Consider the following 24,621-nt stretch of genomic DNA (forward strand, 5'->3'; position numbering starts at 1 on the left):
TCAGTCCTCCCCACGCACGAGAGTGAAGAAGTCGACCTTGGTCGCCGCCGTCTCGGCCCGCACAGCGTCAGCTTTTGCCGACAGTCGCTCGCGCACCGGCGCCAGCGCGTCTTCCACCGCGGCCCGCCGGCCGGCGTCCTGCCACAGCGCGTCGAGGATCGCGGCGGCGCGCGCCGCGCGGACATCGCGGCCGAGCCGGTAGGCGAAGCCGGCCGCCCCGCCCTCCAGCCGCACCGCGGCGCGGGCGACCGTCGCCTCGCCGAGATTGAACGGCGCGCCGTCGCCGCCGGTTCGCCCCCGCAGCATGACCAGCCCGACCTCCGGCGGCTTCAGATCGGACGCCGACGGCACCGGCGCGAGACGCGCCAGCATGGCGTCCAGCTCGCCCGTTTCCGCCCGTGCCAGCAGCGCCATGGCACCTTGCCGGGCGGCACGCGAAGCGTTGCCGTCACTGGTTTTCTGTTCGGGAAACTGCATCTGGGGATCCGTGCCTGCCGCGCCGTGAAGGGCGTTTACTTTTCGGCGGATTTGTATATTGATCTATACAAACAGGCAAGCGCAGTTTTGCACCGCGGTGGAAATATGAGCGAGACCGACGACAGCGCCGTGACGCATCAGCCCTTCCCGGCCGACCTGCCCGGCGACGATCCCGGCGAGGATGTCGCGCGCGGCACCGGCGTCGCCCTCTGGAAGCAGATCGTCGAACGCCTCGAGGCCGACATCGTGGAAGGCCGCCTCGCGCCCGGCACGCGCCTGCCCACGGAAATGGAGCTGTCGGAACGCTTCGGCGTGAACCGCCACACGCTGCGCCGCGCGCTCGCCATGCTCACCGACAAGCGGCTCATCGAGGCCACGCCGGGGCGCGGCACCTTCGTGAAGGAACCGCCCATCCGCTACCCGATCGGCGCGCGCACGCGCTTTTCCGAGATCGTCTCGCGGGAGGGGCGCGCCCCCAGCGGCCGGCTCATCGGCTCGCGCATCGAGCCGGCGACGGCGGAGATCGCCGAAGCGCTGCGCCTCGCACCGGGCGACGAGGTGCTGCGGGTCGACATGATCCGCGAGGCGGACGGCGTGCCGATCACCATCGGCTCGCACTGGTACGAGGCCGGGCGCTGCCGCGACCTCGACCTTCTGGTCGCCGCCACCGGCTCGGTGACGCGCGCGCTGGAAACGCTCGGCCTCGGCGATTACCGCCGGCTGGAGACGCGCATCACCGCCCGCCTCGCCGACGAGGAGGAACGCCGCCTTCTCAGCCTGCCCGCAGGCCGCACCGTGATGGTGATCGACGCCATAAACGGAGATGCGCAGCGCCGGCCGATCCAGTATTCACGGGCGCGCTTCTCCGCCGACCGCGTGCAGCTCGTGGTCAAGACCTGAGAGGACGCCCCATGACCCGCATCACTCGCCCCGAAGAGCTTCGCGCCCTCTATGCCGAGATGCGCGAGCGCAGCCGTCGCAAGGTGCTGCCGGCGCTCGACATTCATTGCCGCAGCTTCATCGGCCTCTCGCCGCTGGTGATGATGTCGAGCTTCGGCGCCGACGGGCGGGCGGACGTCACGCCGCGCGGCGACGCGCCCGGCTTCGTTCAGGTCGAGGATGCGGGCGCGCTGCTGCTGCCCGACCGGCCGGGAAACAACCGCCTGGACACGCTGACCAATCTGCTCGCCAATCCGGCGATCGGGCTGCTTTTCCTCATTCCCGGCGTCGACGAGACGCTGCGGATCAACGGTCGGGCGGAAATCCGCGACGACGCCGACCTCCTCGCCCGCTTCGAGATCGACGGGCGCCGGCCCGCCACCGTGCTGCGGATCGAGATCGAGGAGGCCTACATGCACTGCGCCAAGGCGCTGATGCGTTCGCGCGCCTGGGACCCGGAGCGCTTCCTGCCGCGCGAGCGGCTGCCCAGCATGGGCGAGATCCTGCGCGACCAACTCGGCCTCGCGACGGCGGAAACACAGGCGGAAATGCTGGAGCGCTACCGCGCCACGCTCTACTGATCGCCCGGCCACCGGCCGCATCGGCCAGAGATACATTGACCAGGATGCCCGGGCCGGAGCCCAGCCAACACAGCCCGTCCTCATCCGCCTCGCCCTGCGAAGGAGCAAGGCTCAGATGACATCAGGCAGACGCAAGCAAAAACGCGGCGGCCGAGACGACCACCGTCTCATATTCTCGTGGCTCCCGGACGGGACGGGCGCTCCGCCCGTCCCGTCCGGAAAGCGAATTACTTCGCCAGCAACTTGTTCTTGATGAGACCGACGACGATCTGCACGATCGCGCCGGCGACACCGCCGCCCACCAGCTGACCCGCCAGCGCGGCGATGTCGAGGCCGCCCGCGGCGTCGCCGCCGGCCGCACCCAGAAGACCGCCGAGCAGCTGCCCGCCCACGCCACCACCGATGGCGCCGGCGATCAGGTTGCCGATGTTGCCGAGGTCGGAATCCTTGACGACCTTGCCGCCGGCCGTGCCGCCGATGGCACCGCCAATGATCTCGGCGATAAGACTTTCGATAGCCATACTACGTAGCCCCTTCCCCAAACAGGACGCGTAGATTAGCACAAACAGAGCCAAGTAAATACGGCCTACAGCCGTTTATAATCATTTTCAGAAACAGCGACCGTTTCTGCTAACAGTTCGGCGCACGACCTGGGGGCCCGCGCGGTCAGCCCCGCCAGATGACGTCCGGCCCGATATCCGCCAGCGTGCGGCAGCCGGTCAGCACCATCGCCACCTCGAATTCGCAGCGCAGCAGGTGCAGCACATGGGCGACGCCCGCCGGGCCCGCGACGGCGAGCGCGTAGAGATAGGGCCGCCCCACCAGCACCGCCGAGGCGCCGAACGCCAGCGCCTTCAACACGTCCGTGCCGCGCCGGATGCCGCCATCCATCAGGATCGGCACGCGGCCCGCCACCTGCTGCGCCACCGACGGCAGCACCTCGATGCTGGCGGGCAACGTGTCCAGCACCCGGCCGCCATGGTTGGAGACGACGATGCCGTCGATGCCATGGGTAATGGCGCGCTCGGCGTCCTCCGGCGTCATGATGCCCTTCAGAAGGATCGGCAGCCGCGTGATCGAGCGCAGCCAGGCGATGTCCGCCCAGCGCGCGGCAACGTCGAGATAGCCACGGAACATCAGGCTTTCGCCCAGCGCCGCCTCGGCGACGTAGTTGGTGTGGAGGCCGCGCATATTGGCGTGTTCGGAAAGCTTGGGCGGCCGGTAGCCGGCCCGCTGCTCGCGGTTGCGCAGGCTGTAGACCGGCGCGTCGACCGTCACCACCAGCGCGCCGTAGCCGGCCTCCTCGGCCCGCCGCACCAGATCGGCCGTGAAGCCCCGGTCGTGCTGGATATAGAGCTGGAACCACAGCGGCGTACGGGCGGCGCGGGCGATCTCCTCCAGCGTGAAATCCGATTCCGTGCTGACGATCATCCCCGCCTTGGCGCCGCCCGCCCCTACCACCGTGGCGATCTCACCCTCCGGCACGGCGAGCCCGTGATGCGCCGCCGGGGCCAGCAGGATCGGGTGCTCGAAGGGCTGGCCGAACAAGGTCAGGCCGGTGCCGCCATCCGTGAAGTCGCCGAGCACGCGTGGCCTGAGCTTCAGCCGCTCGAAGGCCTCGCGATTCCAGCGCACGCTGATCTCGTCCGCCACGCCGCCGGCGTAATAGGCATAGGCCTCCGGGGTCAGCCGCTCGCGGGCCAGCGGCTCATAGTCGTCCGGTGCGACCACGCCCGGCGGAATCTCGAAGCTTCGCGTCATACGGTCCTCAAATCCCGGCGCGTGGAATCCAGCCTGCCGGCGCTTCCCTTCCCGTTCATAATCCCTTCCGCGAGCACGTGCAGCATTGCGCGGCACGAACGGCCCATTAACCGCATCGGTCTATGATGCGCAGGAAGGCGTGTGCGCCGCAGGCGGCAGTAAACGGGGATCCCGGCGAATGGACGAGAGCGAGCGCTTGCGCGGCGATACGCCCGGCCTGTCGCTGCGGGAAGCCATCCGCGCCGCGCGGGTGGAGGCGGCGGAGCGCTCCGGCGTCATCGTCGAGCTGCGCGACGCCAGCCTCACCCGGCTGTCCATGCTCAACGAGCTGCTGGACCCGATCTTCGCGGAGGTGCCGCTGGAGCATGCCGAGCTCTTCGACCGGGGTCTGATGCCCGGCGAGACACCGCGCCTGTTCGTCGACATGGTGGCCCATGTGACACTCGCTCGCGACCATCGCACCTACCGCTTCCTACAAGACACCCGCTCCGGGCGGCGTGTGCTGGCGGAAAGCGCGAATCCTTATGACATCGTCGACGCGGTGACGCGCTATGTCGCCCGGCGCCTGATCGCCCGCGAGCAGGCGATGGTGGCGGTCAACGTGCCGCCGGAAACGACGGCCGAGCCGCATCCCGCGCCGCACCACCCCGTGCCCGAACCGGCGCCGGCTGCGACCGGCGGCTGGCGCCGCGCGGTCCTGCCTTTCGTGCTGGGGATCATCATCGGCGCCCTGGCGGTGCTGGCACTGGCGGTGCTGCACCCGGAATTCAGCCTGCGCTGAACGTCCCACGTCCGCGCTGAATGGATCAGCCGGCGCTGACGGGCTCCGTCAGCACCCGCACGCTGCGCGTCGCCACGGTCGGATCGCCGCGCTGGAAGCCGCGCGCCTCCATGGTGCAGCGCCAAGGGAAAGGCGCCCCCGGCACCCGCTCGATCCGGTAGAGGTGATACCCGCCCGGCCAATGCCGGTCGTCCGGCCCGGCGGCGAAGGACGGCGCCTCCACCACCGGGATCAGCGCGGAATGCGGCCCGGGAAGCATCTCCACCATCTGCACATGGTCGTGGCCGCAGATGACGAGCTCGGCGCCATGGCGCGCCAGCACCTCCCGCACCGCCTCCTCGTCGATCAGCCGCTTGTGCCCGGCACGCACGCCGCAGGGCGGGTGATGGATCATCACCACGCGGAACAGCCCCTCCTCCGCGAGGCCGTCCAGCACATGGGCCAGCCGCTCGCGCTGCGCCCGCCCGACCTTGCCGGTCGCCATGAAGGGCCGGGTGGGAATGGCCGTCGAGACGCCGACCAACGCCACGCCCTCGCGCCGGCGCACGAAGGGAAAGGCGCTCTCAGCGGTGACGTCGCCGTTCACCCCGTCGCCGCGCATATAGTCGCCCCAGTTGAGCAGCGAATGATGAGCGGTGGAGCGCACATAGGCGTCGTGATTGCCCGGCACCACGGTCACGTCCGCCCCGCCGCCGAGCGACTTCAGAAAGTTCAGACCGGTGAGATATTCGGCCGCGAGGCCGACATTCACCAGATCGCCGGTGACCGCGATGTGGTTCGGCGCCTGCGCCTTGATGTCAGCCACCAGCAGGTCGATGGTGGCGATGTTGAATCGGTGCTGGCGCCCGCGCCGCCAGTTGAGCACGCCAAGCGCGCGCTTCCCGGCAAGCTCGGCGAAGCGCGCGCGGGGAAGCGGTCCCAGATGGGCGTCGGTGAGATGGGCGAGGACAAACACAAGGACTTCCTTACCAGCCCGCGACAGCGGATGGAACGCTCTCCCAGCGGCACCGCCGCCACTCCCCCGCCCATGCCGATGTCCCGGCGTCTGCTCACGCGCCTTCTGCATCGCTGGGGCCGGCTGACCCGCGGCGTCACGCTCGGCGTGCGGGGCGTGGTGATCGACGAGGGCGGCGCCATCCTGCTGCTGCGCCATACCTATGTGCCGGGCTGGCACCTGCCGGGCGGCGGCGTCGAGCCGGGCGAAACCGCCGAAACGGCGCTCATCCGCGAGCTTCAGGAAGAAGCGGCGGTGACGCCCCTCGCCCCGCCGCGCCTGCACGGGCTGCTGCTCAACCGGCATCTCGCCGCGCGCGATCACGTTGTCGTCTATGTGATCGAGCGTTTCGAGCAAGGGATCGCCGCCGTCCCGAATCGCGAGATCGCCGAGATCGGCTTCTTCGCGCCGCACGCCCTGCCCGACGACACCTCGCCGGCAACGCGCCGACGCATCGCCGAGGTCCTCGACGGCACAGCCCCGGCGGCACATTGGTAGGGATTGGCGGGATATCCGCGGGCGATGCCGGCTTTCCCGCCTTGACACCATCCGGCCCCCTTCCTTATATCGCGCCACTCTGCGTGCTGGCCTCGTTGCCGGCGCGTCGTGGCGGGGTAGCTCAGCTGGTTAGAGCACGGGAATCATAATCCTGGGGTCGGGGGTTCAAGTCCCTCTCCCGCTACCATTCGAACCCGAGACGTTTCAACGGGTTAGCAGAGATCACCAGAAGAACGGGCCGAGAACATGCGACCTACCGTGCGACATTCGCCGGGGGTCGCACGGTCGCACGTGCGACTTTTGTTCTCCGCCCCGTGAGGAAGCGTGCGACGGACACGTGATTTTGTCCGTCACAGCACGCTCCCCCGGCTCTCCATCCATGCCAGCATCTTGCCGATCGCGGCATCCGCCATTTCGGGATGCAGGGCGAGGTAGTGCTTCAGCACGTTATGGATCGAGGCCAGCGAGTGGCCGGTGATGGCGGCGATCTGCAGCTCGTTGCAGCCGGCGCGCGCCAACCAGGTGACGGCGGTGTCGCGCAGGTCCTGGTCGCGCTTGGTCGCTACCGAGGGGCACGGCGGCAGCCGCCATCTCTCCGAGCCCGTGGGCTTCTCCGGCCCGAGCTCGACGGTGCCGTCAGAATTGTGGACGAGGCCGCGCGCGGCGACCTCGCGCACCCGCATGAAGACGTGCTTGTACCAGTCGCGGAGGAAGGGCCGGCCGGCGGTCTCGTCCACGATGACGAGGCGTCGGGCCCGCGCGTCCGCGACCGCCTGCGCCTCGCCCTTGTCGGGCCGGCCGGCGATGGGGAGCGCGAAGCGCCGGCGCTCGGCGGCATCGAGCCGGGCGGCGAGGTGCGGCGTCGCCGGAATGGCGACGATGGCGTTGGTCTTGGACTGGCGGAACACGAGCCGGCCTTCATCGTCCGTGCCCGCGCGCTCATAGGCGAGGCGATCGTTCTGGCGCTGGCCGGTGAACAGGCCGAAATAGACGCTGTCGCCGATCTCCGGCCGCGCCCAGGCGTCGGCCGCGGCGACCAGGGCGGCCACCTCGTGGTCCTCCCATACGACCAGGCGCGGCGCCAGCATCGGCTTCTCCAGCCCGATCCACGGGTTGAGCATGATGCCGCCGCGCCCGCGCGCCTTGGCCCACTTCCACATGGAGGAGAGTACCGCGACCGCCGATCGCGCGGCGGCGAGGCCCCGTTCTTCCCACATGCGATCGAAGATGGCTTGCGCGAGCTGCGGGGTGATCGCCGGCGGCGGCTCCTGGCCGAGCTCGGGATCGTATTTCCAGAGCGAGGCGAGCTTGCCCTTGTAGTCGGCGGCCGTGACCTCGGACAGCCCGGGCTCGACGCGCTTGCCCTTCACCGTGCCGCCCTTGAACTTGGGGCTTTCGAACCATTCGTCCGCGAGGCCCTGAATGGTCTGGTGCCGCTCCCGCCGGCGGGCCGGCAGACGGCCGGTTTCCGCCCTGGCCTTGCGCCGGCCGGCGACCTCGTCCGCGCGCGCCTGCGCCCAGTCCGCCGCCTCCGGCACCGTGAACCAGGCACCCGTGGGGTGCCTCAGATCCTCGCCCTTGTATCCCAGCTTGCGCAGCTTGGGCCCCGGATTGAACCGGGGCCGGCCGTCGCGCCAGCTCACATTGGGAATGCGAACGATCACCTTCGCCATCCCTGCCCCCTTCGCCGACTGCACGGCGGTGGAGTCTACCCGCTTGCGGGCGCGCGTCGAGCGGGTCATCAGAGGGTTTCCTCCTGCTTCGCGAGGGCGGCTTCGAGCACCTTCAATCGCGACGCAGCGACGAGGTTGCCGAGCTGGATCGCCGCCTCGGCGCCGATGGCGGCGAAGCGCACGCGCTCCCCGTCATCGGCCGCGCCGGCGAGAACATACGCGCTGGCCGCATGGGCGCCGGCGTCATCGAGATCCCGGGCGACCGCAATCCGGGCGATCTTCATGGCGGTCTTGCTGGGGGTCATGCCGCCCTCCCTTCGCCGGCGCTGACGAAGTCGACACCCGCCTGCGTCAGCTGCAGGGTCTCGCCCGGCTTTCCCGTCTGGCAGCCGGCGACAAGGCCGAGCTTCCACAGGCGCTCGATAGTGCTGTCGCGATACCACGGGCCGGCATGGTCTCGCCGGAGCCAATGGCCGCGCCGCGAGCGGACCAGCCCGGGCGAGAACGCATGCTGCAGCACGGTCCGGTCATTGTCAGTGACGGTGTCGATCTTCCTGATGCAATAGTTGAGCTCAAGCTCGCGACCGCTCATCTTGGAGATAAAGGCCGGCCGACGGCCAACCTTGACCGTCTCGAGCCGCACACGCTGCCCACACCACACGCTGGCCTGAAACGGCCCGCAGCGGACGACAAGGCCGTCATCGTCGATGCACCACCATGTGCAGTCCTGCCCGCGGTCCTCAAAATGAAGCACCTTCATGCCAGCCTCCTCCGGTCGAGCTCGCGATAGGCGGCATTGATCCAGTTGGTGAGCAGGCCGCTGCTACCGTGGGTGCAGGTCGTGGCGACGCCCGCCATGGAAAGACGCTGCTCGCCACGGGGCCTCGTCAGACGAGCACCGTGGTTCTTCACCAGCTCCTCGACGGCCGCATCGGCAGCGCGGAAATACGCGGCGAGGGTCGAGCTGTTGCGGGTGACGACGTCCGGCAGCCCGGCCTTCTTCGCCTTCACGAGCTGGATGAGGTCCAGCAGCTCGCTATCCGAGATGCGCTTCTTCATGCCGCCCTCCTCTCGGCGTGCCCGGCACGGTAGTGATCGAGCACGTAGAGGCGCAGCGCCGAGGAGAGGTTGGTGTGCTCGCGATTGGCGTCGACGAGGCCGACCAGCTCGCCGATCGTCAGGCCGCGCCGGGCGGCGCTTTCCTTGAGGCCGATCCAGAAGGGCTCCTCGAGGGAAATGCTGGTCTTGTGCCCGGCGATGTTCACCGAGCGCTTGAGGATGAGGCTTCTCATGCCGCCCTCCCCTGCTCGAGCTCGGCATGCAGGGCGGCGAGCAGCTGCATCATCTGCCCGGCGGTAGCACGCGCCGGCGGCCGCAGCGCGTCCCAGGTGGCGGCGAGCTCGGCGAAGTCGCGATCGTTCGCCAGGCGGGAGACGATGCCGGCTTCGGCCGAGCTGCCGCCAGCGGCGACGTCGTCATAGAACCAGCCGATGGAGCGGCCGGTGGCGCGGGCGAGGCGGGCGAGCTTGGCCGGGCAGATCCGGTTCGTGCCCTTCTCGTATTTCTGCACCTGCTGAAAAGAGACGTCGATCAGCTGGGCAACGCGCTGCTGCGACAGGCCCGTGAGCTCGCGGGCGAGCCGCACGCGATGGGCGATGAGGCGTGTCATCGCCTCGTCCGTCAGCTCGATCGTGGTGAGGGGAAGGTTTTCAAGCATGGGGTGCTCCGTAGCGGGCGGCCAGCCGCGAGCGGGCGGCGGCGACGTTTTCGGGTGAGAAGGCGGGATCGATGGCGCCGGCGTCGTTCGCCGGCAGCGGGCTCGCCTGGGCGCGGCGGGGATCGCGCAGCCAGGCCTCGACCTGGTGGCGCGACCAGAGCTTAGGCTTGCGCCCCGGCAGCGGCGGCGGGAAGCCTTCGTCCTCCGCCAGCTTCCGGACATGGCGCGCCGTGGTTGGCGCCGTGCGCCGGAAGACCTCGGCGAGGTCGTCCAGCGTCATGGTGAGGGGATCAGCCATTGGTCTTGGCCCCGCCGCGGTGCGTCACCTCGATGGGGCCGCTTTCGTGGATCGTGAAATTGACCACAGGGGCCTCGTCCGCGAGGTATGAGCGGATCATGCCCTGGCTGTAATCGGCGGCGGCGCTCATCATCGCCTGCACCATGAAGATGAGCGCGCGTTCCTGCTGCTCCTGCGGCACCATGTGCAGGAACTGCACGGCCGCCAACGTCATCTGGTACCCGGCCAGGCGGCCGACGGCGTCCATGATGTCCTCAGGCTCGGTGCGCCGCAGCGTTTCGCCGGTGAGCGCGTTCTGAAAGACCTCGCCATACCGGAGAGCGAGGCGACCGAAGGCACCCCTGGCCCCACTGAGGCCGGCCTGTTCCTCGAGTATGACCCGCTGCTTCGCCAGCGCCTCCGCCAGCGCTGGATCAATGTCCTTGATTTCCATCGTCGTGCATCCCTGCCCGGCCCGCGAACGGCGCCCGCGAAGCAACCGGACGTGGATACGCTACATGTGCACGATTGCACGTGCAAGAGAGCACATGACGATGTGCATTTGGTTTCACGTGGAACCAGAAATCAGGTGCAAAAGATCAGGCACGGCAAGGAGCAACCACGAGATATGGTAGCCCGATGCGTGAACTGCTGACGCTATTGCTGGCCCATGTGTATTTCGCCTTGCTGGAATGGGGTCCCATCATCGCGGCATTCGCAATCGCCCTCTTGCGAGCGCATCGCTTTGAGCAACATGAAAAGTACGTCCGCGCCGCCCGAGCTGCGTATTTGCCCGCTCCGCGTACGCATGATGAGGCAATGGCCGACAAAGCCGAAGTCGAGCGGCTACTCAATCGGCGACGTCATCGCGGGGTGACGTTTGCCCTGTTTGTCGTCGTGCTAAGCGGCGGCTACGCCCTGTCAGGCTTTATTCGCTACAATGCGCACAACATCGTTCGCGAAGCCCACAAGATCAGCGAAGCGTATGAGGCGCGGGACTAGTAGTTAGCGCGAGCGGGTGCGCACCATGTCGGTGACCACGCCCATCACCACGACGCGCTCGCCGTCCACAAGGAGCGGCTTCTGCAGCTCCGCGTCGAGCGTCGCGGCCGTCAGCACCAGCTTCTCGTAGACCCGCATGACGGTCTCGGCATTGCCGGAGAAGTCGTAGACCTGGGCGCAGACGATGTCGCCCTCGCGCGGATCCGCGTTCATGTCGACGATGAGCACGTCGCCCGGCAGATAGCCGCGGAGTTCGAGGGCTCGCGTGCGCATGCGGAACGGCGCCGCGCCCGCCCGATTGCCGATGAGCGCCTTCACAGCGCCGCGCGGATCGGTATCGTCGTTCATGGCGAAGGGTTCGGCATCGCGCTGCAGGCCGGCGCGCCGCACCGGCAGCTCAGCCGGGTTGATGCCTCCGGGCGGTTCAACGCCCATGGCCTCGGCGATCTGCTGCACGGTGAGGGTGTTCAGCGTGCCGGAATAGTCCGGCCGGTCGAACCGCGTGAGCGTAGTGTGGGAAACCTGAGCCTCTGACGCGATCTGCGTCAATGACTTGCCGGTGTCGCGGACGATCTGCCGGAGCCACGCCCTTTGCGTGTCCCGAACTTCCGCCCGTGCTGTCGATTTCGGCCTCGCCATCTGCCCATACACGTTCGTTCGCGCACCAATGCGCGTCCGAATGTGCATATCTTGTGTGTGCGGCGCACCGAGATACATAGCACTTGACACCGAGCAGCAAATCACGGCTGCCTGTGCAAACTTGCACGGAATAGGTGTCCAAGTCCATGCGCAATCCCGAAGATCTCGATGCCCGGGCCCGCGAGCTGCGCCTCAGCGTGCGCACGATCGCAGAGGAAACGGGCCTCGATGAGCATACGGTCGGTCGTGCGCTCGGCCGTGCCAGCCGCGGCCGCGAGGTGCTGACGTCCACCCAGCGCAAGGTGGCGCTGACGATCGAGAAGCACGAGCGCGAACAGCTCGCCCGCCTCCGCAATCTCCATCCCGAAACCAGCGAGGCGGCCGAATGAGCTGGGCCGGCGCGATAGCCGCGACGCAAATTGCGGTGCAATCGTCAACTGATCCCTACGGCTTGCGTGCGATCGACGCGCGGCGCCGAGATATGGGGGTTTCACTCGAGGCCCTGCTCGCTGCCGCGCGGATCTCCGCCCGCACCTGGGACTATCTTCGAGCAGGCCGCACCCGGCCCCAGCCCCGCACCCTGATCAAGCTCTCCCGAGCGCTCGACCGTCTTGCCACAGGAGAGCCAACTGCACCGCCGCCCCCGATGGTCGCCGCCTTCTGGCGGGCGGCGGTGCTTTTTCTTTGCGCCGAGCTCGGCGCCGACGCGCAGATCGCGCTGGCGCCCGACGAGGGCTCGTCCCGCCCCATGGATCCGGCCTGGATGAAGGCCGCCCGGGCGCGACAGCTCGCCTTCTACCTCACCCATGTCGAGTTGCAGGTTTCGCTCACCGCGCTGGCGGAGGCCTGCAGGACGTCCAAACAGCGCGTCCACAAGGCCGCCCGCACCGTGGAAGACCTGCGCGACGATCCCTCGATCGACGCGCTGCTCACCCGCGCCGCCGCGGCCGTGACTGGAAAAGACCCATGAAGCACTGGATGCCTTCCAAGCCCGAAAGGCCGGCCGGCTACGGCTATCTGCGCCTGTCGATCGGCGGCGCCGTGGCCCTGTATGCCGCCGGCGCGATGACCTCCATCGCGGTGAGCGCCGCGATGCTGAACCGCCCGCTGTTCACGTTCGGCGGCGTGCTGCTGACCGGCTCGCTGCTGATCGTGGCGCTGCTCGATGCCGTGGCGAGCTGCCCTTCGGGCATCTATGTCCGCCATGGCCTGCTGTTCCGCCGCGAGATGCGCGGAGGCCGCCATGGATGAGCCGGTCATCAGCTTCTATGTGCTCGCGGAGATCGAGCGCGTCGACGTGGACAAGGCGGCGCCCCGCTACCTCATGATGTCGGAGTGCCACAATCACGTCGCCATGGCGCGGCGCGAGGGCGACCGGCTGATCCAGGTGGCCGGGCCGTACAGCCTCGAGCTGATCGACCGGCTGGCGCAGAACGTGCTGGCCGGTAACAGCCGGGCGAGCACCTGGCCGGAGGCGCTCAACGCGCTGGCGCTGTTCGTCTCCGCCTTCGTTTCCCTCTACCGGCGCGACGCCTTGCGCTCCGCCGCCGAGACCTCCGGCGCTGATACCGCCCCCATCGCCCCGGCGCCGGAGCCGGCACCGCCCGCGTGCGACTGCACACCCGACGCGCGGGCGGTGCCACCCACTCACGAGAGCCTTTTCACCTGCACGCCGTGCGGCGGCTGAGCGGAGGAACCCGCATGTCCGACATTCCGAACGACCAGCCTCTCTCCGATGCCGCCGCCGGCTTCGCGAAGGAACAGCTCAAGTCCTTCATCGAGCGTATCGAACGCCTCGAGGAGGAGAAAAAGACCATCGCCGACGACATCAAGGACGTCTTCTCCGAAGCCAAGGGCGTCGGCTTCGACGTGAAGGCGCTGCGCGAGCTGCTGCGGATCCGCCGGCAGGACGCCGACCAGCGGGCCGAGCAGGAGGCAATCCTCGACCTCTACCTGCAAGCCCTGGGCATGGTGGGGTGATGCCATGCGCACCATAGATCCCGCTCCCTACCAGAAGGCCTTCTGGGCCGACTTCGCCGGTGCCGATCGAGACCTCGGCGCGGCGCCGATGCTGCAGTGGATCAAGATCGAGCAGTTGCGCGTCGATCCCAGCTACCAGCGCGATATCACGGCCGAGGGCCGGCGCTCCCTGTTCTCGATCGCGCGCGGCTTCGACTGGTGCAAGTTCGCGCCGGTCATCGTCGCGCCGATCGAGGGCGGGCTTTACGCCGTCATCGACGGCCAGCACCGGGCCACGGCCGCGGCGCTGCGCAAGATCGAGAGCGTGCCCTGCGAGGTGGTGATCGCCGATCGGGCCGAGCAGGCCTCCGCCTTCGCCGCCATCAACGGGCAGGTGACGAAAGTCTCCTCGATGTCGATGTATCACGCCCGGGTTTCGGCCGGCGAAAAGGCCGCGGTCGAATGCGACGAGGTGTGCCGCGCCGCCGAGGTGACGGTGCTGCGCTATCCGGTGCAGGCCACGCTGATGAAGCGGGGCGAGACGATCGCGCCGAACGTGATCCTCGCCGCCATCGCCCGGCACGGCCGCGACGCGGTCATCACCGCGCTCTCCTGCGTCACCCAGACCAGCGACGGCAATCCCGGCATGCTGGGCAAGCCGGTGATCGAGGCGCTGTGCACGGTGCTCGGCACCGTGCCGGCATGGCGCGACGCCGGCGGCGGGCTGCTCGATGCCTTCGACGACTTCGACTTCAAGCACGAGCTCACCGAGGCGCGGGTGACCCACCATAGGGGGGGCAGCCGCTGAACGGCGTGCTTTCCGCGCGCATCACCCAGTTCCTGCAGCAGCGCCTGCCGCTGCCGGCACAAGCGGCGGAGTGAACCATGGGTGAGGCGAAGCGCAGGAAGCTCTCCCGCGATGCCCGGCCGGAGGAGATCTTTCCCGGCGGGCACGGCCCGGCGCAATCCGATGTGGTCGGCGTCATGAAGGCGACGCTCGACACGCTGCGGGAGATGCTGCCCGGCTACCAGTTCACGCTGTTCGTCGCCGAGACGGACGAGACGGGCGCGGCCGCCGGCCGGGACCCGCGCTTCAACTACATGTCGACCGCCGAGCGGGCCGACATGGTGAAGGTGCTCGCCGCCTTCTGCCTGAAGAACAGGGACATGCTGGCGATCGACGAGGCGATCCAGCGCAAGCCGGAGGGCTCGGCATGACGTCACGCCGCGGGTTTCTTTCCTTGCTCGGTGCCACCATCGCCGCCCCGGCGCTGGTGAAGGCCACCACGGGCGATCTGCACCGGATCGAGCAGATGATCTCGCCGGACGGGCGGCTGATCATCCGCAACCTCCAGCTTCGGCAGATCGTCATCCAGGACTGTCTGGTCCAGACGTTCGATGGCGCGCCAGGCGTGATCGTGGAGCGCTGCATGGTAGTGGCGGGCGACGCCGCCGCGCTGCATTTCCCTAACGTTCCGGCCATTTCCCTCCAACACAAGCCGGAGGGCTCGGCATGAGCTACGAAGCGTGGGGCGAGCCGGAGGACAGCCCCTTCGACGCCGCGATCGAGGCCGGGTGGATCGACCCGACCGACCTTTCCAAGGCCGTCATCGACGTGATGAACGAGCGCGACCGCCAGTGGAACAAGGAAGGCTTTACGCCCGAGCATGATGACAGCCACACCGAGGCGGAATTGGCTCTCGCTGCGGGCAGCTATTGCGAAAGCGCGGCCCGGCCGAACCTTCTGCGCCGCGTCGCCGGCGCCGCGTTCACCGTGCCGCGCCTCTGGCCGCGCGGCTGGTCTCTCGACTGGTGGAAGCCGAAGAACCCGCGCGCGGATCTCGTCCGCGCGGCGGCGCTGATCATCGCGGAGATCGAGCGCATCGATCGCGCCGAGGACCGCGCTAAGGCGGGAGGTGAGGCATGACCACTCCCCTCGAGATGCTTTTCGGTGTCTGGCTCGGCTGGGCGGCTTTCGACGTGGTGAGGTTCGCTACGCGTCCCTCCCAGAGATCGCAGACCATCGACAACTTCCAGACCGTGACGTGGTTCACGATCGTCGTCGCCCTCGCTTTTTGGGTGCACCGATGACCCGCCAGCACCAGGCCACGGCGGAACTGAAGGCGCTCGCCCAGGATCATCTGCGCGACATCATCGCCCAGCTCGCCCCGGGCGGGCGCTACCAGGGCGGCTCGCGCGCGCATTATCTGGTCTCCAACCCCATGCGGCGCGACCGCTCGCCCTCGCTCTGCATCTGGACCGGCGGTACCGCCGCCGGCGGCTTCAAGGATTTCGGCGATCCGGACGAGGTGAAGGGCGATATCTTCGGCCTCGTCTCCTACCTCAACGGCAAGCCGATCAGCGATTTCGCCTTCGCCGCCGGCTGGCTGCGGGACATGCTCGGCATCGAGCACATGACCGCCGAGGACCGGCGCGCCGCGGCCGAGAGCCGTGCCCAGCGCAAACGGGAGAACGCGGAAGCCGAGGAGCGCCGTCGGCGCCACGGCGAGCAGCGGGCGCACCAGGTGTGGATGTCCGGCAGGCTGGTAATGCCGGGCTCGCCGGCCTGGCGCTACCTCGAGGTGCGCGGGATCCGGCTCGACCAGGTGCGGCACTATTCCGGCGACCTGCGCTACCTGCCGGCGGCGGAATACTGGATGGCGGCCGAATGGGGCGAGCGCATCGAAGGCGGCCGGCGCCAGCGCTACAAGGTGCGGCCCGGGCCCCGCTTCCCCGCCATCGTGACCCCGCTGCGCAACGCCGGCGGCCATCTGCGCTCGCTGCACTACACCTTCCTGGCGCCGGATGGCTCCGGCAAGGCCGATGTGGAGAAGCCCAAGCTGATCTGGCCCGAGCAGCTGGGCCTGTCCATGTGGATCGCGCATGGACCTTCGGGGCTCAATCCCTGCGATGCCGATGCCACGGATGGCGTCTCCGGCCCGCTCTGCCTGACGGAAGGGCTGGAAGACGGGCTTTCGGCGGCGCTCGCCGTGCCCGAGCTGCGCGTATGGGGGGCGGTATCGCTCGGCAATCTGGCGCAGCAGCCGGTCGATCGGCCGTGCGTCTCCGAGATCTATGTCGCCGCCCAGAACGACTGGGGCAAGGCGGAAGCCTTGAAGACGCTGGAGCGCGCCGAGCTGGCGCTCGCCCGCAGCGGCAAGCCCCTCGCCCGCCTGCCGGCGCCGACCGGCAAGGACCTGAACGACACCCTCACAGGAAAGGACTGAGCATGACCAGGAAGGACACGTCCGCGAAGGGCGAGACGCCCGTCATTGTCGCCGAAGGGCCTGAAACTCAGGCGTCGGCGGAGCTTCAGGCCGAGCTGGCCGCGAAGCAGAAAGCCGCCGACGAAGCGGCCGCGCGTGAGGCCGAAGATGCCAAGCGCAAGGCGGCCGAGGAGCAGGAGGCCGCCGACGAAGCAGCGGAGCAGGAGCGGGCCGACATGGAAGCGATCGGCCGCTCGTTCATGAACACGCTGACCGTCGTCACCAGTGAGCCGGAGTGGAAGGACTGGTCGCCGGCGGAGGATCCCGTCGAGATCGTCACCGACATGCTGGCGATGATCGACGAGCTGAGGGCGCAGGTGTCCCAGGAGCCCGAGCCGCTGCCGGAGGGAACGCGCACGACCCCGCTGGGCTGGGATGAGCTGGCGCCCTATTCGTCCGCCGGCACGGTGATGCTCGCGAGCTGGGTGGTGGAAGGTGCCGTCTCCAGCTTCATCATGAAGACGGAACCCTTCCACCAATTCAGCACGGATAACTGGGGCGCCTTCGCCGGCGCCAGCGACGGCATGTTCGGTGATGTGCTGGCCTATGCGCTCGATCGGCGTCCGGCGCCGGAGGTGCTGTTCAACAAGATGCGCGAGCTCGGCCATGTCACCGGCCAGTGGCACGAGCTGCTGCCGGTCGACCGCGCGGCGATCGAGCTCGCGGCGCGCATCATTCCGGCCGTCGCCGACGTCGTCGAGACGCTGAATGCGGAGATGGTCCACCGCTTCCCGCCGCCGGCGCCCGCGGTCGCCACGCGCCTGGTCGACATCGAGGACACGGTGCTCGAGCGCGTCGCCGGGATCGCCGATGTGGATCCGCAGATGGCGGCCGCGCGGACGAAGGCGGACCGCCTGCGCACCCTGCCCGAGGCGGCCGGCAAGAACATCTCGCAGAACAAGCTCCACTCGATCGGTGACGGGGTGAAGTAATGGCCGCGCGTCGCAAGACCACCCCGCCGATCGACAACGAAGCGCGCGATTACGTGTCGTGCACCCCGGCCGCGCTGCAGCAGCTGAAGCAACAGGGCTTCTTCTTCCAGCACCGCTTCGAGGGACCGCACGGCTGGCACAATAGCGATTTGGCCGGCAATCTGGCCGGCCGGCTTGCGGACCTTGGGCACGAAGTCAAAAGGTTCGAAACGAAATCGGGCGGCGTTGCCCTGTGGTCGCGCTGGTCGAAGGAAGTCGCCGATCGAGCAAACTGCATGGCGCCCTCGCCCTGGCCGTTCTTCGTTGGCGATGTTGTCCAGCTCAAGAGCGGCGGCGGGAAGATGGTGGTGTCCGAGCTGCTTTGCCTCGGGAAGGTCAGGGTCATTTACTGGAATGATGCCGTGACGGACCGCGACCTTGGCGGCTTTCTTCATGATGCGGATCTCGATCCGAAGCTCTTGCACCGCGTTGAACCGGTCCGATCGGACGCGGACACGATCCCCTTCTGATCGCCCATCCGGCGCGGCCGCGTGCCGCGCCAGCCTTCCCGCATGCCGAGGCCTGAATGTCCGCAGCCACCGGAACCGACGCGATCGCCGCGAGCTATGGCGATGCTCAGAACAAGCTCCGTCGCCGGCGACGGGCGCAGGATCCGCTGCTCGGCGAGGCGATGGCGTTCCGGAGCGAAAGCGTGCCGCCGGGAAAGTGGCAGCATCTTGCCGGGCCGGACGGCATGCCACCGGAGTGCCCCGTCCAGGTGCTCGGCATGGATGGCGACGTGCTCTACGTCATCGACGCGCTGGGCCAGCTCGCCAGCATCACCGACCATGCCTTCGGCCAGAGCAAGGTGCAGCGCCTGTTCCTGAACCGGATGGGCTATCTGTACTGGGCCTTTCCTCGCATCGGCAAGAAAGGCAACGTCGACGGCTTCGACACCGTGGCGGTGCGCGACGCGCTCTACCGCGCCGCCGGCGAGAAGGGCATGTGGTCGGCCGGCAACCGCGTGCGCGGCCTCGGCGGCTGGACCGATCGGGCCGGCAACTTCGTGTATCACTCCGGCGAAGTGCTGTTCGTGAAGGGCCGCGAGCAGCCGACCGGCGACTATGACGGCCAGTTCTATCCACGCCGGCCGGGCATACCGGAGCCGTGGACGAAGGAAGTGACCGACGACATGCTGAAGTCGACCGGCCTGCTGCAGGCGCTGGCCAACTTCACCTTCGAACGCCAGAAAATCGACCCCATCATCGTGCTGGGCTGGCTGTCGGCCGCGTTCCTCGGCGCCGCCCTGCCCTGGCGCCCCATGGTCTTCGTGGTCGGCGATCGCGGCGTCGGCAAGTCGACGCTGCAGACCCTCGTCAAGGGCACGCTCGGCGACGCGCTGCACGCGACGGCCGACACGACGCCGGCGGGCATCTATCAACGCGTCGGCCAGGACAGCCTGCCGGTGGCCGTCGACGAGCTCGAGGCCGGCGCCAACAATGAGCGGGTGAAGGGCGTGGTGGCCCTCGCCCGCCTCGCAGCCTCCGGCGCCGTGCAGTTCCGCGGCGGATCGAACCATGTCGGCACGTCCTTCACCGCCAAGAACTGCTTCTTCATGTCGGCGATCAACATGCCGCCGGTGCCGTCGCAGGATCTCTCGCGCATGGCGATCGTCCACCTTCGGCCGCGCGGCGCCGGGTATGCCGGCAAGCCGGCGATCGTCGACCAGGACACGGTTGGCCGCATGGTGCTGCGGCGGCTGATCGACCGCTGGCACGCTTTCGACGAGACGTACCAGGCGTATCGCGAGGCGCTGGGGCGCGGCGGCCACGACGCGCGCGGGCAGGACACATTCGGCACACTGCTCGCCTGTGCGGATATTCTGCTCGGCGATGCTCTCCTGGAGGAGCTGGGCCTCCCGACGATCGAGCGCGGCCTCGACGACTGGGGACGCATGCTCGCCCCGTCTTCCCTGCCCGAGCACGAGGACGCCGGCGACAACTGGCGGCGCTGCCTCAACCACTTGCTCACCGCCCGCATCGATGCGTGGCGCGGCGGGATGCGGCAGACGGTGGGCCAGCTGCTCGATGACCTCAACGATGGGGCCGTCAATATGAAGGAAGCCAATGATTTGCTGGCGCAGATCGACCTGAAGGTGCGGGAGGCGCAGGACGTGCTGCCGAACCAGATCGGCGGCAAGGTGCTGTTCGTGCCGAACACCTCGCAGATGATCGCCCAGGTCTTCAAGGGAGAGGTGTGGGCCGGTGACGGCTCGACCGGCGTGTGGGCGCACGCTCTCCGCCAGGGCGAGCACACGGGCGTGATCTTCAAGGACAAGCGCTTCAACCGCGAGCGCATCAGCGGCATCGAGCGGCGCTGCACGCTGGTGAACCTGCGCGAGCTCAATGTCCTGATGACGCGGGAGCGTGGGGATGCCGATCAAGCCGGAGAATGAGGCGCTTTATCCCGGGGGGTCGATCCGCTCGGCCGAGTGGCGCGAGATCCGCGCCCGGATCCAGCAGCGCGCGGGCAATTGCTGCGAGGGGTGCGGCGTTGGCAACGGCGCGATCGGCGGGCGTGCCCGCGACGGCACCTTCCTGCCCCGGCTGCCGCTCGGCGACAATGGCCTCCGGCTGGTGTGGCCCCAGCCGGGCGAAACAGCCTGGTGCAGCGACGGCCGGCGATGGGAGAAGCTGCGCATCATCCGCATCGTCTGCACGACGGCTCACCTGGATCACGATCCGGCCCATAACGACGACGACAATCTGAGCTTCCTGTGCCAGCGATGCCATAACCGGCACGACCAGACGCACCGGCGGGCGAACGCGGTGGCGACCAGGCGCGCAAGATCGGCGATCGGGGATCTGTTCGAACCTTAGCCGTCCACCAGCACTTCAGCCTCGCGGGCAGCCGCCACGAAGGCCGTGCGGAAATCCTCGGCCGGCAGATGGCCGCCCAGCGCCTCGAGCGCGGCGACTTGCGCTGCGCGGTGTAGATCCGTGTCCATACAGGCCTTCGGCCATTTGGTGAGCAGCATGCTGGCCGCGCGCTCGACGTCGGTCAGCGTGCGCCTGGCCGAGCTCGTCTCCCATACCGTCACCGGCGCCATTTGCAGGTACGACATGGCGATTAAACGCACCATGCGCCGGGCGGTTTCCTCCAGCGTCTCGCGCCGGCTCCAGTTCACGACCCGCGCCCATTGCCGCAGCATCATCGCCTTCTTCGGTCGGCTGATCCGCGCGCCGAGATAGGCGCCCTGCGCGGCGTGGAAATCACTGGCGCTTGCCAGCAGCACCACCGGGCGGTCGCCGACCTCGTCCCATTCCTCGACGGTGAAGTTGCGCTTCTCCTCATGCGGCCGAGCGACCTCGACGAGCTCGATGGGCCGCGATAGCTTCGCGGTTCCCTTACGTCTGCATCCATCACAGCGCAGTAGCGCCTGCAGCTCCCGGAGCGGCCGGAAGCCGCACTCGGTGTCGCGGCGCCAGGAGCGCCGGCCGCAGCTGCATTCGATGCAGATCACGCCGAGCTGCACATCGGGCGCGCTGTCTTCTTCCATGCTCGCTCCTCTCGCCGCACTGATCGCATGAGAACGAAGAGAGAACAAGCCGGGAGAGCGCAGCGGCTCATGCTGCCCGCACCCTCGCCCTGAGCACCCGGAATGGCCCGCCCGTACCCGGGCCCAAGGCTTCTAATCGGAGCCGCGCTAGTCGCGCGGCCGGTCCATTCCATGGCGCGCCTGACGGCGCGCATGCGGCCGTCCGCCCCGCCGTCTCTAACGGAAAGGTCGATCCAGCGGCGCTGCGGCAGGGCGGACAGTTGACGCGGGTGGCGCGGCCCTACGGTCGATCATCGCCGGCATGCTGACCGGGCGACGGGCTGGGGGTGCGACACCACGACACCAGCCTGCGACACCGCCGAGCGGAAATTCCCCTGAGAAATCAAGGCTACGACACGTGCGACACGTGCGACACCAGACGCGCGCGTTACATATACGCGCGCGCGTGCGTCATGAGAGAGATAGGTGTCTCAAGTGTCGTAGGTGTCTCAATACTTAAAAACATCAATGATCTTGATCAGTTGACGCGCGACACCTGCTGCGACACTCGCGACACCACATTAAAAATGGGGTGGATAGGTGAGCGAGCCGAAGCACGGCGTTGGTGCCGTGGTCTCAGGGGTGTTGAGTGGCACGCCGTCGCCGGAAATTCCGGCGAGCGGCGCGGCGGCCCAGCTCGACCTGCTGGGCAACCCGGACGCTGAGACGCCGGTCGGAAACGTGATCGCGAAACGGCAGGGTGCGGGAAGGCCGGCCGGGGCCCAGAACAAGGTCACGCGCGACATCCGTCGGCTAATCCTCGCCAAGCACAAGCATCCGCTGCTCGCCCTGGCGGAAATCTACTCGATGTCGGTTCACGACCTCGCGCGCGAGCTCGGCTGCAAGCCGGAGGCGGCGCTCGATCGCCAGATCCGCGCGGCCGAGGCGGTGGCGCCGTACGTGGCGGCGAAGCAGGCGGCGGTGGACGAGCACGGCGAGACCGCGATGCCGACGCTGGTCATGAACTTCGGGGGGCAGGCTGGCACGCCGTCCGCCGGTGACGGGGCGCGCGTCCTGTCGATCGGCACCATTGCCAGCCAAGCCCTGCAATATCAAGGGGTTAGCGAAAGCGAGCGCGACGGGTCGCACGGCGAAGGGTCGCACGAAAGCAACCAAGGCATTGATGATGCTGACGAAACGGACGTGTGAACCCATGATGGAAAATCATGGTGTCAACCCCTCGCGCGCGCGTGGCGAGCCCGTCCGGCACGATCAGGCGGAGGCCTCGCGCACCCATGGCGCCGCACCCCCTCCCCCCCCATGCGCGCGGCGCCGCGGCGCCCGAGGCCTCCCCCCGAAGGCCCCCGGGCCCCTGCCCGCCCGCCTCTGCGCTCGCACACCGATCAGCGTTTGGGGCCGAAATGACCACGCGGACCTCGTCGGGCGGGGGATGAGGGGTGCGGGGCCCTTCAGCCAGGCCGGGAAAGGGTCGGGGGAATGACCGATCTCGGCATTCTGAATGCCTGGGAGCCGCCCGGCCCGATCGCGGAAGCCTTCGCTCTCGACTTCCACTCGCTGTTCAAGGGCATCGGTGGCCCGGTGGGTGGCGGCAAGACCACGACGTGCATCTTCTCGTCACAGGCCTTCAGCGCTTCCATGCCGACCTGCCTTGACGGCGTCGTGCGGTCGAAGGGCGTCGTGGTGCGCGACAGCTTCCGCACGCTGGAAAAGACCACGCTCGCGAGCTGGTTCACCTGGTTCCCGAAGGATCATCCTTCTTGGACCTACACCGGCGGCAATGACCGACCGGCCGTGCATACCCTGCGCTTCCGTCTGCCGGGCGACCGGATGCTGGAAAGCGTGACGGAGTTCGTGGGCATCGGCGACAAGCGGGTAGAGGACATCCTGCGCGGCTGGGAAGGAAGCTGGGCGTGGATGAACGAGGCGGATCTGATGGTGCGCGACGTGCTGGACTACCTGACCCAGCGTATCCGCCGCTACCCGTCCAAGCGCCTGCTGCCGCCGGGCATAGATCCGCCCGGCCAGGTCATGGCCGATTTCAACATGCCCGACATCGACAACTGGCTGCACGGCTCGGAACAGCACGGCCGGGCCGGCCTCGTGGAGCTGAAGCCGCCGGGCTGGGCCTTCTACCGGCAGCCGGGCGGCCTCGATCGCGGCGCCGAAAACCTGAAGAACCTTCCCCGCGATTATTACCAGCGGATGATGGAGGGTAAGCCCGACTGGTGGAAGCGGCGCTTCATCGACAATCTGTGGGGCTATTCCCGTTTCGGCACGCCCGTCTATCCCGAGTTCAACGATGCGCTCCATGTCGCGCCGAGGAAGCTCGATCCCTTGCCCGGGATCCCCATCGGCATCGGCACCGACGCGGGGATGACGCCAGCGGCCGTTATCGCCCAGCAGATGCCCAACGGGCAGATCCGCGTGCTGGACGAGCTCGTGCCCGGCCACAATTGCGGACCGGCGCGCTTCTCGGAGATGCTGGTGGCGCTGCTGATGGAACGCTACCGCGGCTTCGACATCCGTCTTGCCGTCGGCGATCCCTCAGCCCAGTTCGGCGCCGATACGGAAGCGGGCGAGCTCGCCTGGCTCGACATCGTGTCGAAGGCTCTCGGACGGCCGGTGCTGCCCTGCTTCACCAATGAGCCGTCGCTGCGCTTCGAGGGCGTGCGCCTGCGCCTCACCACGCTGATCGACGGCCAGACACCCGGGCTGATCGTGTCGCCGCACTGCAAGAAGCTCGTCCAGGGCTTCGCCTACGGCTACCGGTTCGAAAACCAGCGCAAGGATCCGAACGCACCGTTCAAGGAAAAGGCGGAGAAGAACGACTTCTCGCATCCGCACGATGCCCTTCAGTACCTGGTGCTGGAGCTGGTCGGCCGCATGCCGCTCTATGCCCAGGCCGCCCGTGCCGGCCGCCCGGGCAGCTTCGGCCCCGCAGCGGCGCCGGCGGGCTCGCGCCCGGGCGACTTCGACGTGTTCGCCATATGAAGCTCACCCTGCACGGACCCTGCACCCGTGTGGATCTCGCCGAGGTGTGCGGCGAGCTCGATCCCCGCCTGTGGGTGGCGTTCTGCCGTCAGCTCGAGCTCGGCCCGTCCTATGCCGCGTGCGGCGATGACGCACGCGCCCTGTTCTGTGGCGGCTTCATCCCGACCGGCGATGCCTGGGAATGCTGGTTTCATGCGGCCCCCGACGCCGGCCGTCACATGCTCGAGCTGCACCGCGTGGCTCGGTTGACCCTTGCCGACCTGCCGCAATCTGACCCTCGCCCGGTGGAGACCATCGTGCGCACGCCGGCGGGAGCGCGCATCGCGCGCCTGTTCGGCCTGCGCCGCGTCATCGCCATTGACGGGCTGGAGCTTTGGAGAGGTTCCCGATGAGCTCGGTCACGAAGTCCCTTTTCGGCGACACCAACAAGAACGCCCAGCAGAGCGCCCAGGGCGCGGCGCTCGCCTCGATGCTGGCGCGCGAAGGCGAGGCCAATCGCGAGGTCGGCGCTTCCGGCAGCCCCCGCCGCCGGCGCGGCCGCCAGCTCCTCACCTATCTCAACGATGACGCGGGTCAGGCCTCGCTGAACTGAGGGG

Annotated in this window: 38 protein-coding genes and 1 tRNA gene; 25 read left to right on the top strand and 14 right to left on the bottom strand. The window is 68.4% G+C overall.

The genetic code is table 11. The features are described from left to right. Entirely contained in the window at positions 1–477 is a 477-nt protein-coding gene (phnG, locus tag STARVERO_RS09750; protein WP_159598694.1) for a phosphonate C-P lyase system protein PhnG, read from the bottom strand. A gap of 105 nt (positions 478–582) precedes the next feature. Here phnG and phnF point away from each other — a divergent pair, with 105 nt between their 5' ends. Then, a complete protein-coding gene (gene phnF / locus STARVERO_RS09755) occupies positions 583–1,377 on the top strand; it encodes a phosphonate metabolism transcriptional regulator PhnF (RefSeq protein ID WP_159598695.1) in 795 nt (264 codons plus the stop codon). A gap of 11 nt (positions 1,378–1,388) precedes the next feature. Then, entirely contained in the window at positions 1,389–1,997 is a 609-nt protein-coding gene (locus tag STARVERO_RS09760; RefSeq protein ID WP_159598696.1) for a pyridoxamine 5'-phosphate oxidase family protein, read from the top strand. A gap of 227 nt (positions 1,998–2,224) precedes the next feature. Here the strand turns inward: STARVERO_RS09760 and STARVERO_RS09765 are convergent, their stop codons facing one another. Together STARVERO_RS09765 and STARVERO_RS09770 are read right to left on the bottom strand one after the other, a co-directional pair. After that, the gene (locus tag STARVERO_RS09765) at positions 2,225–2,518 is read right to left on the bottom strand and encodes a hypothetical protein (protein WP_186291876.1); all 294 of its coding nucleotides are present in this window, start codon (positions 2,516–2,518) and stop codon (positions 2,225–2,227) included. Positions 2,519–2,663: 145 nt separating this feature from the next. Then, complete coding sequence (locus STARVERO_RS09770) at positions 2,664–3,758, bottom strand: alpha-hydroxy acid oxidase (RefSeq protein WP_159598697.1); 1,095 nt, start codon at positions 3,756–3,758, stop codon at positions 2,664–2,666. A gap of 178 nt (positions 3,759–3,936) precedes the next feature. Here STARVERO_RS09770 and STARVERO_RS09775 point away from each other — a divergent pair, with 178 nt between their 5' ends. Continuing rightward, positions 3,937–4,539: a hypothetical protein gene (locus STARVERO_RS09775; protein WP_159598698.1), complete on the top strand. Its 603-nt coding sequence runs from the start codon at positions 3,937–3,939 to the stop codon at positions 4,537–4,539. Positions 4,540–4,564: 25 nt separating this feature from the next. Here the strand turns inward: STARVERO_RS09775 and STARVERO_RS09780 are convergent, their stop codons facing one another. Then, the gene (locus tag STARVERO_RS09780) at positions 4,565–5,494 is read right to left on the bottom strand and encodes a metallophosphoesterase family protein (RefSeq protein WP_144342212.1); all 930 of its coding nucleotides are present in this window, start codon (positions 5,492–5,494) and stop codon (positions 4,565–4,567) included. A 30-nt stretch (positions 5,495–5,524) separates the two neighbouring features. On the opposite strand from STARVERO_RS09780, the gene STARVERO_RS09785 reads away from it, so the two are divergent. Together STARVERO_RS09785 and STARVERO_RS09790 are read left to right on the top strand one after the other, a co-directional pair. Then, entirely contained in the window at positions 5,525–6,031 is a 507-nt protein-coding gene (locus tag STARVERO_RS09785; protein ID WP_244616708.1) for an NUDIX domain-containing protein, read from the top strand. 110 nt (positions 6,032–6,141) lie between these two features. After that, positions 6,142–6,218: transfer RNA gene (locus STARVERO_RS09790), tRNA-Met, on the top strand. Positions 6,219–6,381: 163 nt separating this feature from the next. On the opposite strand, the gene STARVERO_RS09795 is transcribed toward STARVERO_RS09790, so the two are convergent. Genes STARVERO_RS09795 through STARVERO_RS09830 form a run of 8 tightly spaced genes read right to left on the bottom strand, consistent with a single transcriptional unit; the run spans position 6,382 to position 10,152 of the window. Then, positions 6,382–7,773, bottom strand: a complete 1,392-nt coding sequence (locus STARVERO_RS09795; RefSeq protein WP_159598699.1) for a site-specific integrase — start codon at positions 7,771–7,773, stop codon at positions 6,382–6,384. After that, complete coding sequence (locus STARVERO_RS09800) at positions 7,773–8,009, bottom strand: hypothetical protein (RefSeq protein ID WP_159598700.1); 237 nt, start codon at positions 8,007–8,009, stop codon at positions 7,773–7,775. The genes STARVERO_RS09795 and STARVERO_RS09800 overlap by 1 nt, the downstream gene beginning before the upstream one ends. Beyond that, positions 8,006–8,464 (bottom strand): hypothetical protein, encoded by a 459-nt coding sequence (locus STARVERO_RS09805; RefSeq protein WP_159598701.1) that lies wholly within the window; start codon positions 8,462–8,464, stop codon positions 8,006–8,008. The genes STARVERO_RS09800 and STARVERO_RS09805 overlap by 4 nt, the downstream gene beginning before the upstream one ends. Further along, entirely contained in the window at positions 8,461–8,763 is a 303-nt protein-coding gene (locus tag STARVERO_RS09810; RefSeq protein WP_159598702.1) for a hypothetical protein, read from the bottom strand. Before STARVERO_RS09810 ends, STARVERO_RS09805 begins: the two co-directional genes overlap by 4 nt. Further along, positions 8,760–8,996, bottom strand: a complete 237-nt coding sequence (locus tag STARVERO_RS09815; RefSeq protein WP_159598703.1) for a ribbon-helix-helix domain-containing protein — start codon at positions 8,994–8,996, stop codon at positions 8,760–8,762. Before STARVERO_RS09815 ends, STARVERO_RS09810 begins: the two co-directional genes overlap by 4 nt. Beyond that, the gene (locus tag STARVERO_RS09820; protein WP_159598704.1) at positions 8,993–9,421 is read right to left on the bottom strand and encodes a helix-turn-helix domain-containing protein; all 429 of its coding nucleotides are present in this window, start codon (positions 9,419–9,421) and stop codon (positions 8,993–8,995) included. Before STARVERO_RS09820 ends, STARVERO_RS09815 begins: the two co-directional genes overlap by 4 nt. Further along, the gene (locus tag STARVERO_RS09825) at positions 9,414–9,719 is read right to left on the bottom strand and encodes a hypothetical protein (RefSeq protein ID WP_159598705.1); all 306 of its coding nucleotides are present in this window, start codon (positions 9,717–9,719) and stop codon (positions 9,414–9,416) included. Before STARVERO_RS09825 ends, STARVERO_RS09820 begins: the two co-directional genes overlap by 8 nt. Further along, positions 9,712–10,152: a hypothetical protein gene (locus STARVERO_RS09830; protein WP_159598706.1), complete on the bottom strand. Its 441-nt coding sequence runs from the start codon at positions 10,150–10,152 to the stop codon at positions 9,712–9,714. Before STARVERO_RS09830 ends, STARVERO_RS09825 begins: the two co-directional genes overlap by 8 nt. Positions 10,153–10,337: 185 nt before the next feature. Here STARVERO_RS09830 and STARVERO_RS09835 point away from each other — a divergent pair, with 185 nt between their 5' ends. Then, positions 10,338–10,700, top strand: coding sequence for a hypothetical protein (locus tag STARVERO_RS09835; protein WP_159598707.1), 363 nt, complete (start codon positions 10,338–10,340; stop codon positions 10,698–10,700). Between the two features lie 3 nt (positions 10,701–10,703). Here the strand turns inward: STARVERO_RS09835 and STARVERO_RS09840 are convergent, their stop codons facing one another. Then, the gene (locus STARVERO_RS09840) at positions 10,704–11,249 is read right to left on the bottom strand and encodes a LexA family transcriptional regulator (protein WP_159598708.1); all 546 of its coding nucleotides are present in this window, start codon (positions 11,247–11,249) and stop codon (positions 10,704–10,706) included. Between the two features lie 236 nt (positions 11,250–11,485). Here STARVERO_RS09840 and STARVERO_RS09845 point away from each other — a divergent pair, with 236 nt between their 5' ends. The 15 genes from STARVERO_RS09845 (at position 11,486) to STARVERO_RS09915 (ending at position 20,354) form a co-directional block, all read left to right on the top strand. Continuing rightward, positions 11,486–11,728, top strand: coding sequence for a hypothetical protein (locus STARVERO_RS09845; RefSeq protein ID WP_159598709.1), 243 nt, complete (start codon positions 11,486–11,488; stop codon positions 11,726–11,728). Further along, positions 11,725–12,309: a hypothetical protein gene (locus tag STARVERO_RS09850; protein WP_159598710.1), complete on the top strand. Its 585-nt coding sequence runs from the start codon at positions 11,725–11,727 to the stop codon at positions 12,307–12,309. The genes STARVERO_RS09845 and STARVERO_RS09850 overlap by 4 nt, the downstream gene beginning before the upstream one ends. Then, positions 12,306–12,590, top strand: a complete 285-nt coding sequence (locus STARVERO_RS09855) for a hypothetical protein (RefSeq protein WP_159598711.1) — start codon at positions 12,306–12,308, stop codon at positions 12,588–12,590. Before STARVERO_RS09850 ends, STARVERO_RS09855 begins: the two co-directional genes overlap by 4 nt. Further along, complete coding sequence (locus tag STARVERO_RS09860) at positions 12,583–13,026, top strand: hypothetical protein (RefSeq protein WP_159598712.1); 444 nt, start codon at positions 12,583–12,585, stop codon at positions 13,024–13,026. Before STARVERO_RS09855 ends, STARVERO_RS09860 begins: the two co-directional genes overlap by 8 nt. 14 nt (positions 13,027–13,040) lie before the next feature. Beyond that, complete coding sequence (locus STARVERO_RS09865) at positions 13,041–13,319, top strand: DUF2312 domain-containing protein (protein WP_159598713.1); 279 nt, start codon at positions 13,041–13,043, stop codon at positions 13,317–13,319. Positions 13,320–13,323: 4 nt separating this feature from the next. Beyond that, on the top strand, positions 13,324–14,106 hold the full coding sequence (locus tag STARVERO_RS09870; protein WP_159598714.1) for a ParB/RepB/Spo0J family partition protein: 783 nt from the start codon (positions 13,324–13,326) through the stop codon (positions 14,104–14,106). A 77-nt stretch (positions 14,107–14,183) separates the two neighbouring features. Further along, the gene (locus STARVERO_RS09875; protein ID WP_159598715.1) at positions 14,184–14,516 is read left to right on the top strand and encodes a hypothetical protein; all 333 of its coding nucleotides are present in this window, start codon (positions 14,184–14,186) and stop codon (positions 14,514–14,516) included. Next, positions 14,513–14,815, top strand: a complete 303-nt coding sequence (locus tag STARVERO_RS09880; RefSeq protein ID WP_159598716.1) for a hypothetical protein — start codon at positions 14,513–14,515, stop codon at positions 14,813–14,815. Before STARVERO_RS09875 ends, STARVERO_RS09880 begins: the two co-directional genes overlap by 4 nt. After that, positions 14,812–15,225: a hypothetical protein gene (locus STARVERO_RS09885; RefSeq protein WP_200837757.1), complete on the top strand. Its 414-nt coding sequence runs from the start codon at positions 14,812–14,814 to the stop codon at positions 15,223–15,225. The genes STARVERO_RS09880 and STARVERO_RS09885 overlap by 4 nt, the downstream gene beginning before the upstream one ends. Continuing rightward, positions 15,222–15,389 carry a hypothetical protein gene (locus STARVERO_RS09890; RefSeq protein WP_159598717.1) on the top strand — a complete coding sequence of 56 codons (168 nt, stop codon included), beginning with the start codon at positions 15,222–15,224 and terminating at the stop codon, positions 15,387–15,389. Before STARVERO_RS09885 ends, STARVERO_RS09890 begins: the two co-directional genes overlap by 4 nt. Next, complete coding sequence (locus STARVERO_RS09895; RefSeq protein ID WP_159598718.1) at positions 15,386–16,525, top strand: DUF7146 domain-containing protein; 1,140 nt, start codon at positions 15,386–15,388, stop codon at positions 16,523–16,525. Before STARVERO_RS09890 ends, STARVERO_RS09895 begins: the two co-directional genes overlap by 4 nt. A 2-nt stretch (positions 16,526–16,527) precedes the next feature. Continuing rightward, positions 16,528–17,496, top strand: coding sequence for a hypothetical protein (locus STARVERO_RS09900; RefSeq protein WP_159598719.1), 969 nt, complete (start codon positions 16,528–16,530; stop codon positions 17,494–17,496). Continuing rightward, positions 17,496–18,005 (top strand): DUF2158 domain-containing protein, encoded by a 510-nt coding sequence (locus tag STARVERO_RS09905; RefSeq protein WP_159598720.1) that lies wholly within the window; start codon positions 17,496–17,498, stop codon positions 18,003–18,005. Before STARVERO_RS09900 ends, STARVERO_RS09905 begins: the two co-directional genes overlap by 1 nt. Positions 18,006–18,061: 56 nt before the next feature. Beyond that, positions 18,062–19,930: a hypothetical protein gene (locus STARVERO_RS09910; RefSeq protein ID WP_159598721.1), complete on the top strand. Its 1,869-nt coding sequence runs from the start codon at positions 18,062–18,064 to the stop codon at positions 19,928–19,930. Further along, the gene (locus STARVERO_RS09915; protein ID WP_159598722.1) at positions 19,908–20,354 is read left to right on the top strand and encodes a hypothetical protein; all 447 of its coding nucleotides are present in this window, start codon (positions 19,908–19,910) and stop codon (positions 20,352–20,354) included. The genes STARVERO_RS09910 and STARVERO_RS09915 overlap by 23 nt, the downstream gene beginning before the upstream one ends. Here STARVERO_RS09915 and STARVERO_RS09920 read toward each other — a convergent pair. After that, positions 20,351–21,034 carry a DUF982 domain-containing protein gene (locus STARVERO_RS09920; RefSeq protein WP_159598723.1) on the bottom strand — a complete coding sequence of 228 codons (684 nt, stop codon included), beginning with the start codon at positions 21,032–21,034 and terminating at the stop codon, positions 20,351–20,353. The two genes, STARVERO_RS09915 and STARVERO_RS09920, sit on opposite strands and share 4 nt — an antisense overlap. 579 nt (positions 21,035–21,613) lie before the next feature. Between STARVERO_RS09920 and STARVERO_RS09925 the strand changes: the two genes are divergently transcribed. From STARVERO_RS09925 to STARVERO_RS09940, 4 genes are all read left to right on the top strand, one after another. After that, positions 21,614–22,222 carry a hypothetical protein gene (locus STARVERO_RS09925; RefSeq protein ID WP_159598724.1) on the top strand — a complete coding sequence of 203 codons (609 nt, stop codon included), beginning with the start codon at positions 21,614–21,616 and terminating at the stop codon, positions 22,220–22,222. Between the two features lie 288 nt (positions 22,223–22,510). Next, entirely contained in the window at positions 22,511–24,025 is a 1,515-nt protein-coding gene (locus STARVERO_RS09930) for a hypothetical protein (protein WP_159598725.1), read from the top strand. After that, positions 24,022–24,417, top strand: coding sequence for a hypothetical protein (locus STARVERO_RS09935; protein ID WP_159598726.1), 396 nt, complete (start codon positions 24,022–24,024; stop codon positions 24,415–24,417). The genes STARVERO_RS09930 and STARVERO_RS09935 overlap by 4 nt, the downstream gene beginning before the upstream one ends. Next, positions 24,414–24,617, top strand: coding sequence for a hypothetical protein (locus STARVERO_RS09940; protein ID WP_159598727.1), 204 nt, complete (start codon positions 24,414–24,416; stop codon positions 24,615–24,617). The genes STARVERO_RS09935 and STARVERO_RS09940 overlap by 4 nt, the downstream gene beginning before the upstream one ends. The last annotated feature ends 4 nt before the right edge of the window (positions 24,618–24,621 follow it).

It is taken from the genome of Starkeya nomas (genome assembly GCF_902703545.1).
Lineage (GTDB): Bacteria > Pseudomonadota > Alphaproteobacteria > Rhizobiales > Xanthobacteraceae > Ancylobacter > Ancylobacter moscoviensis.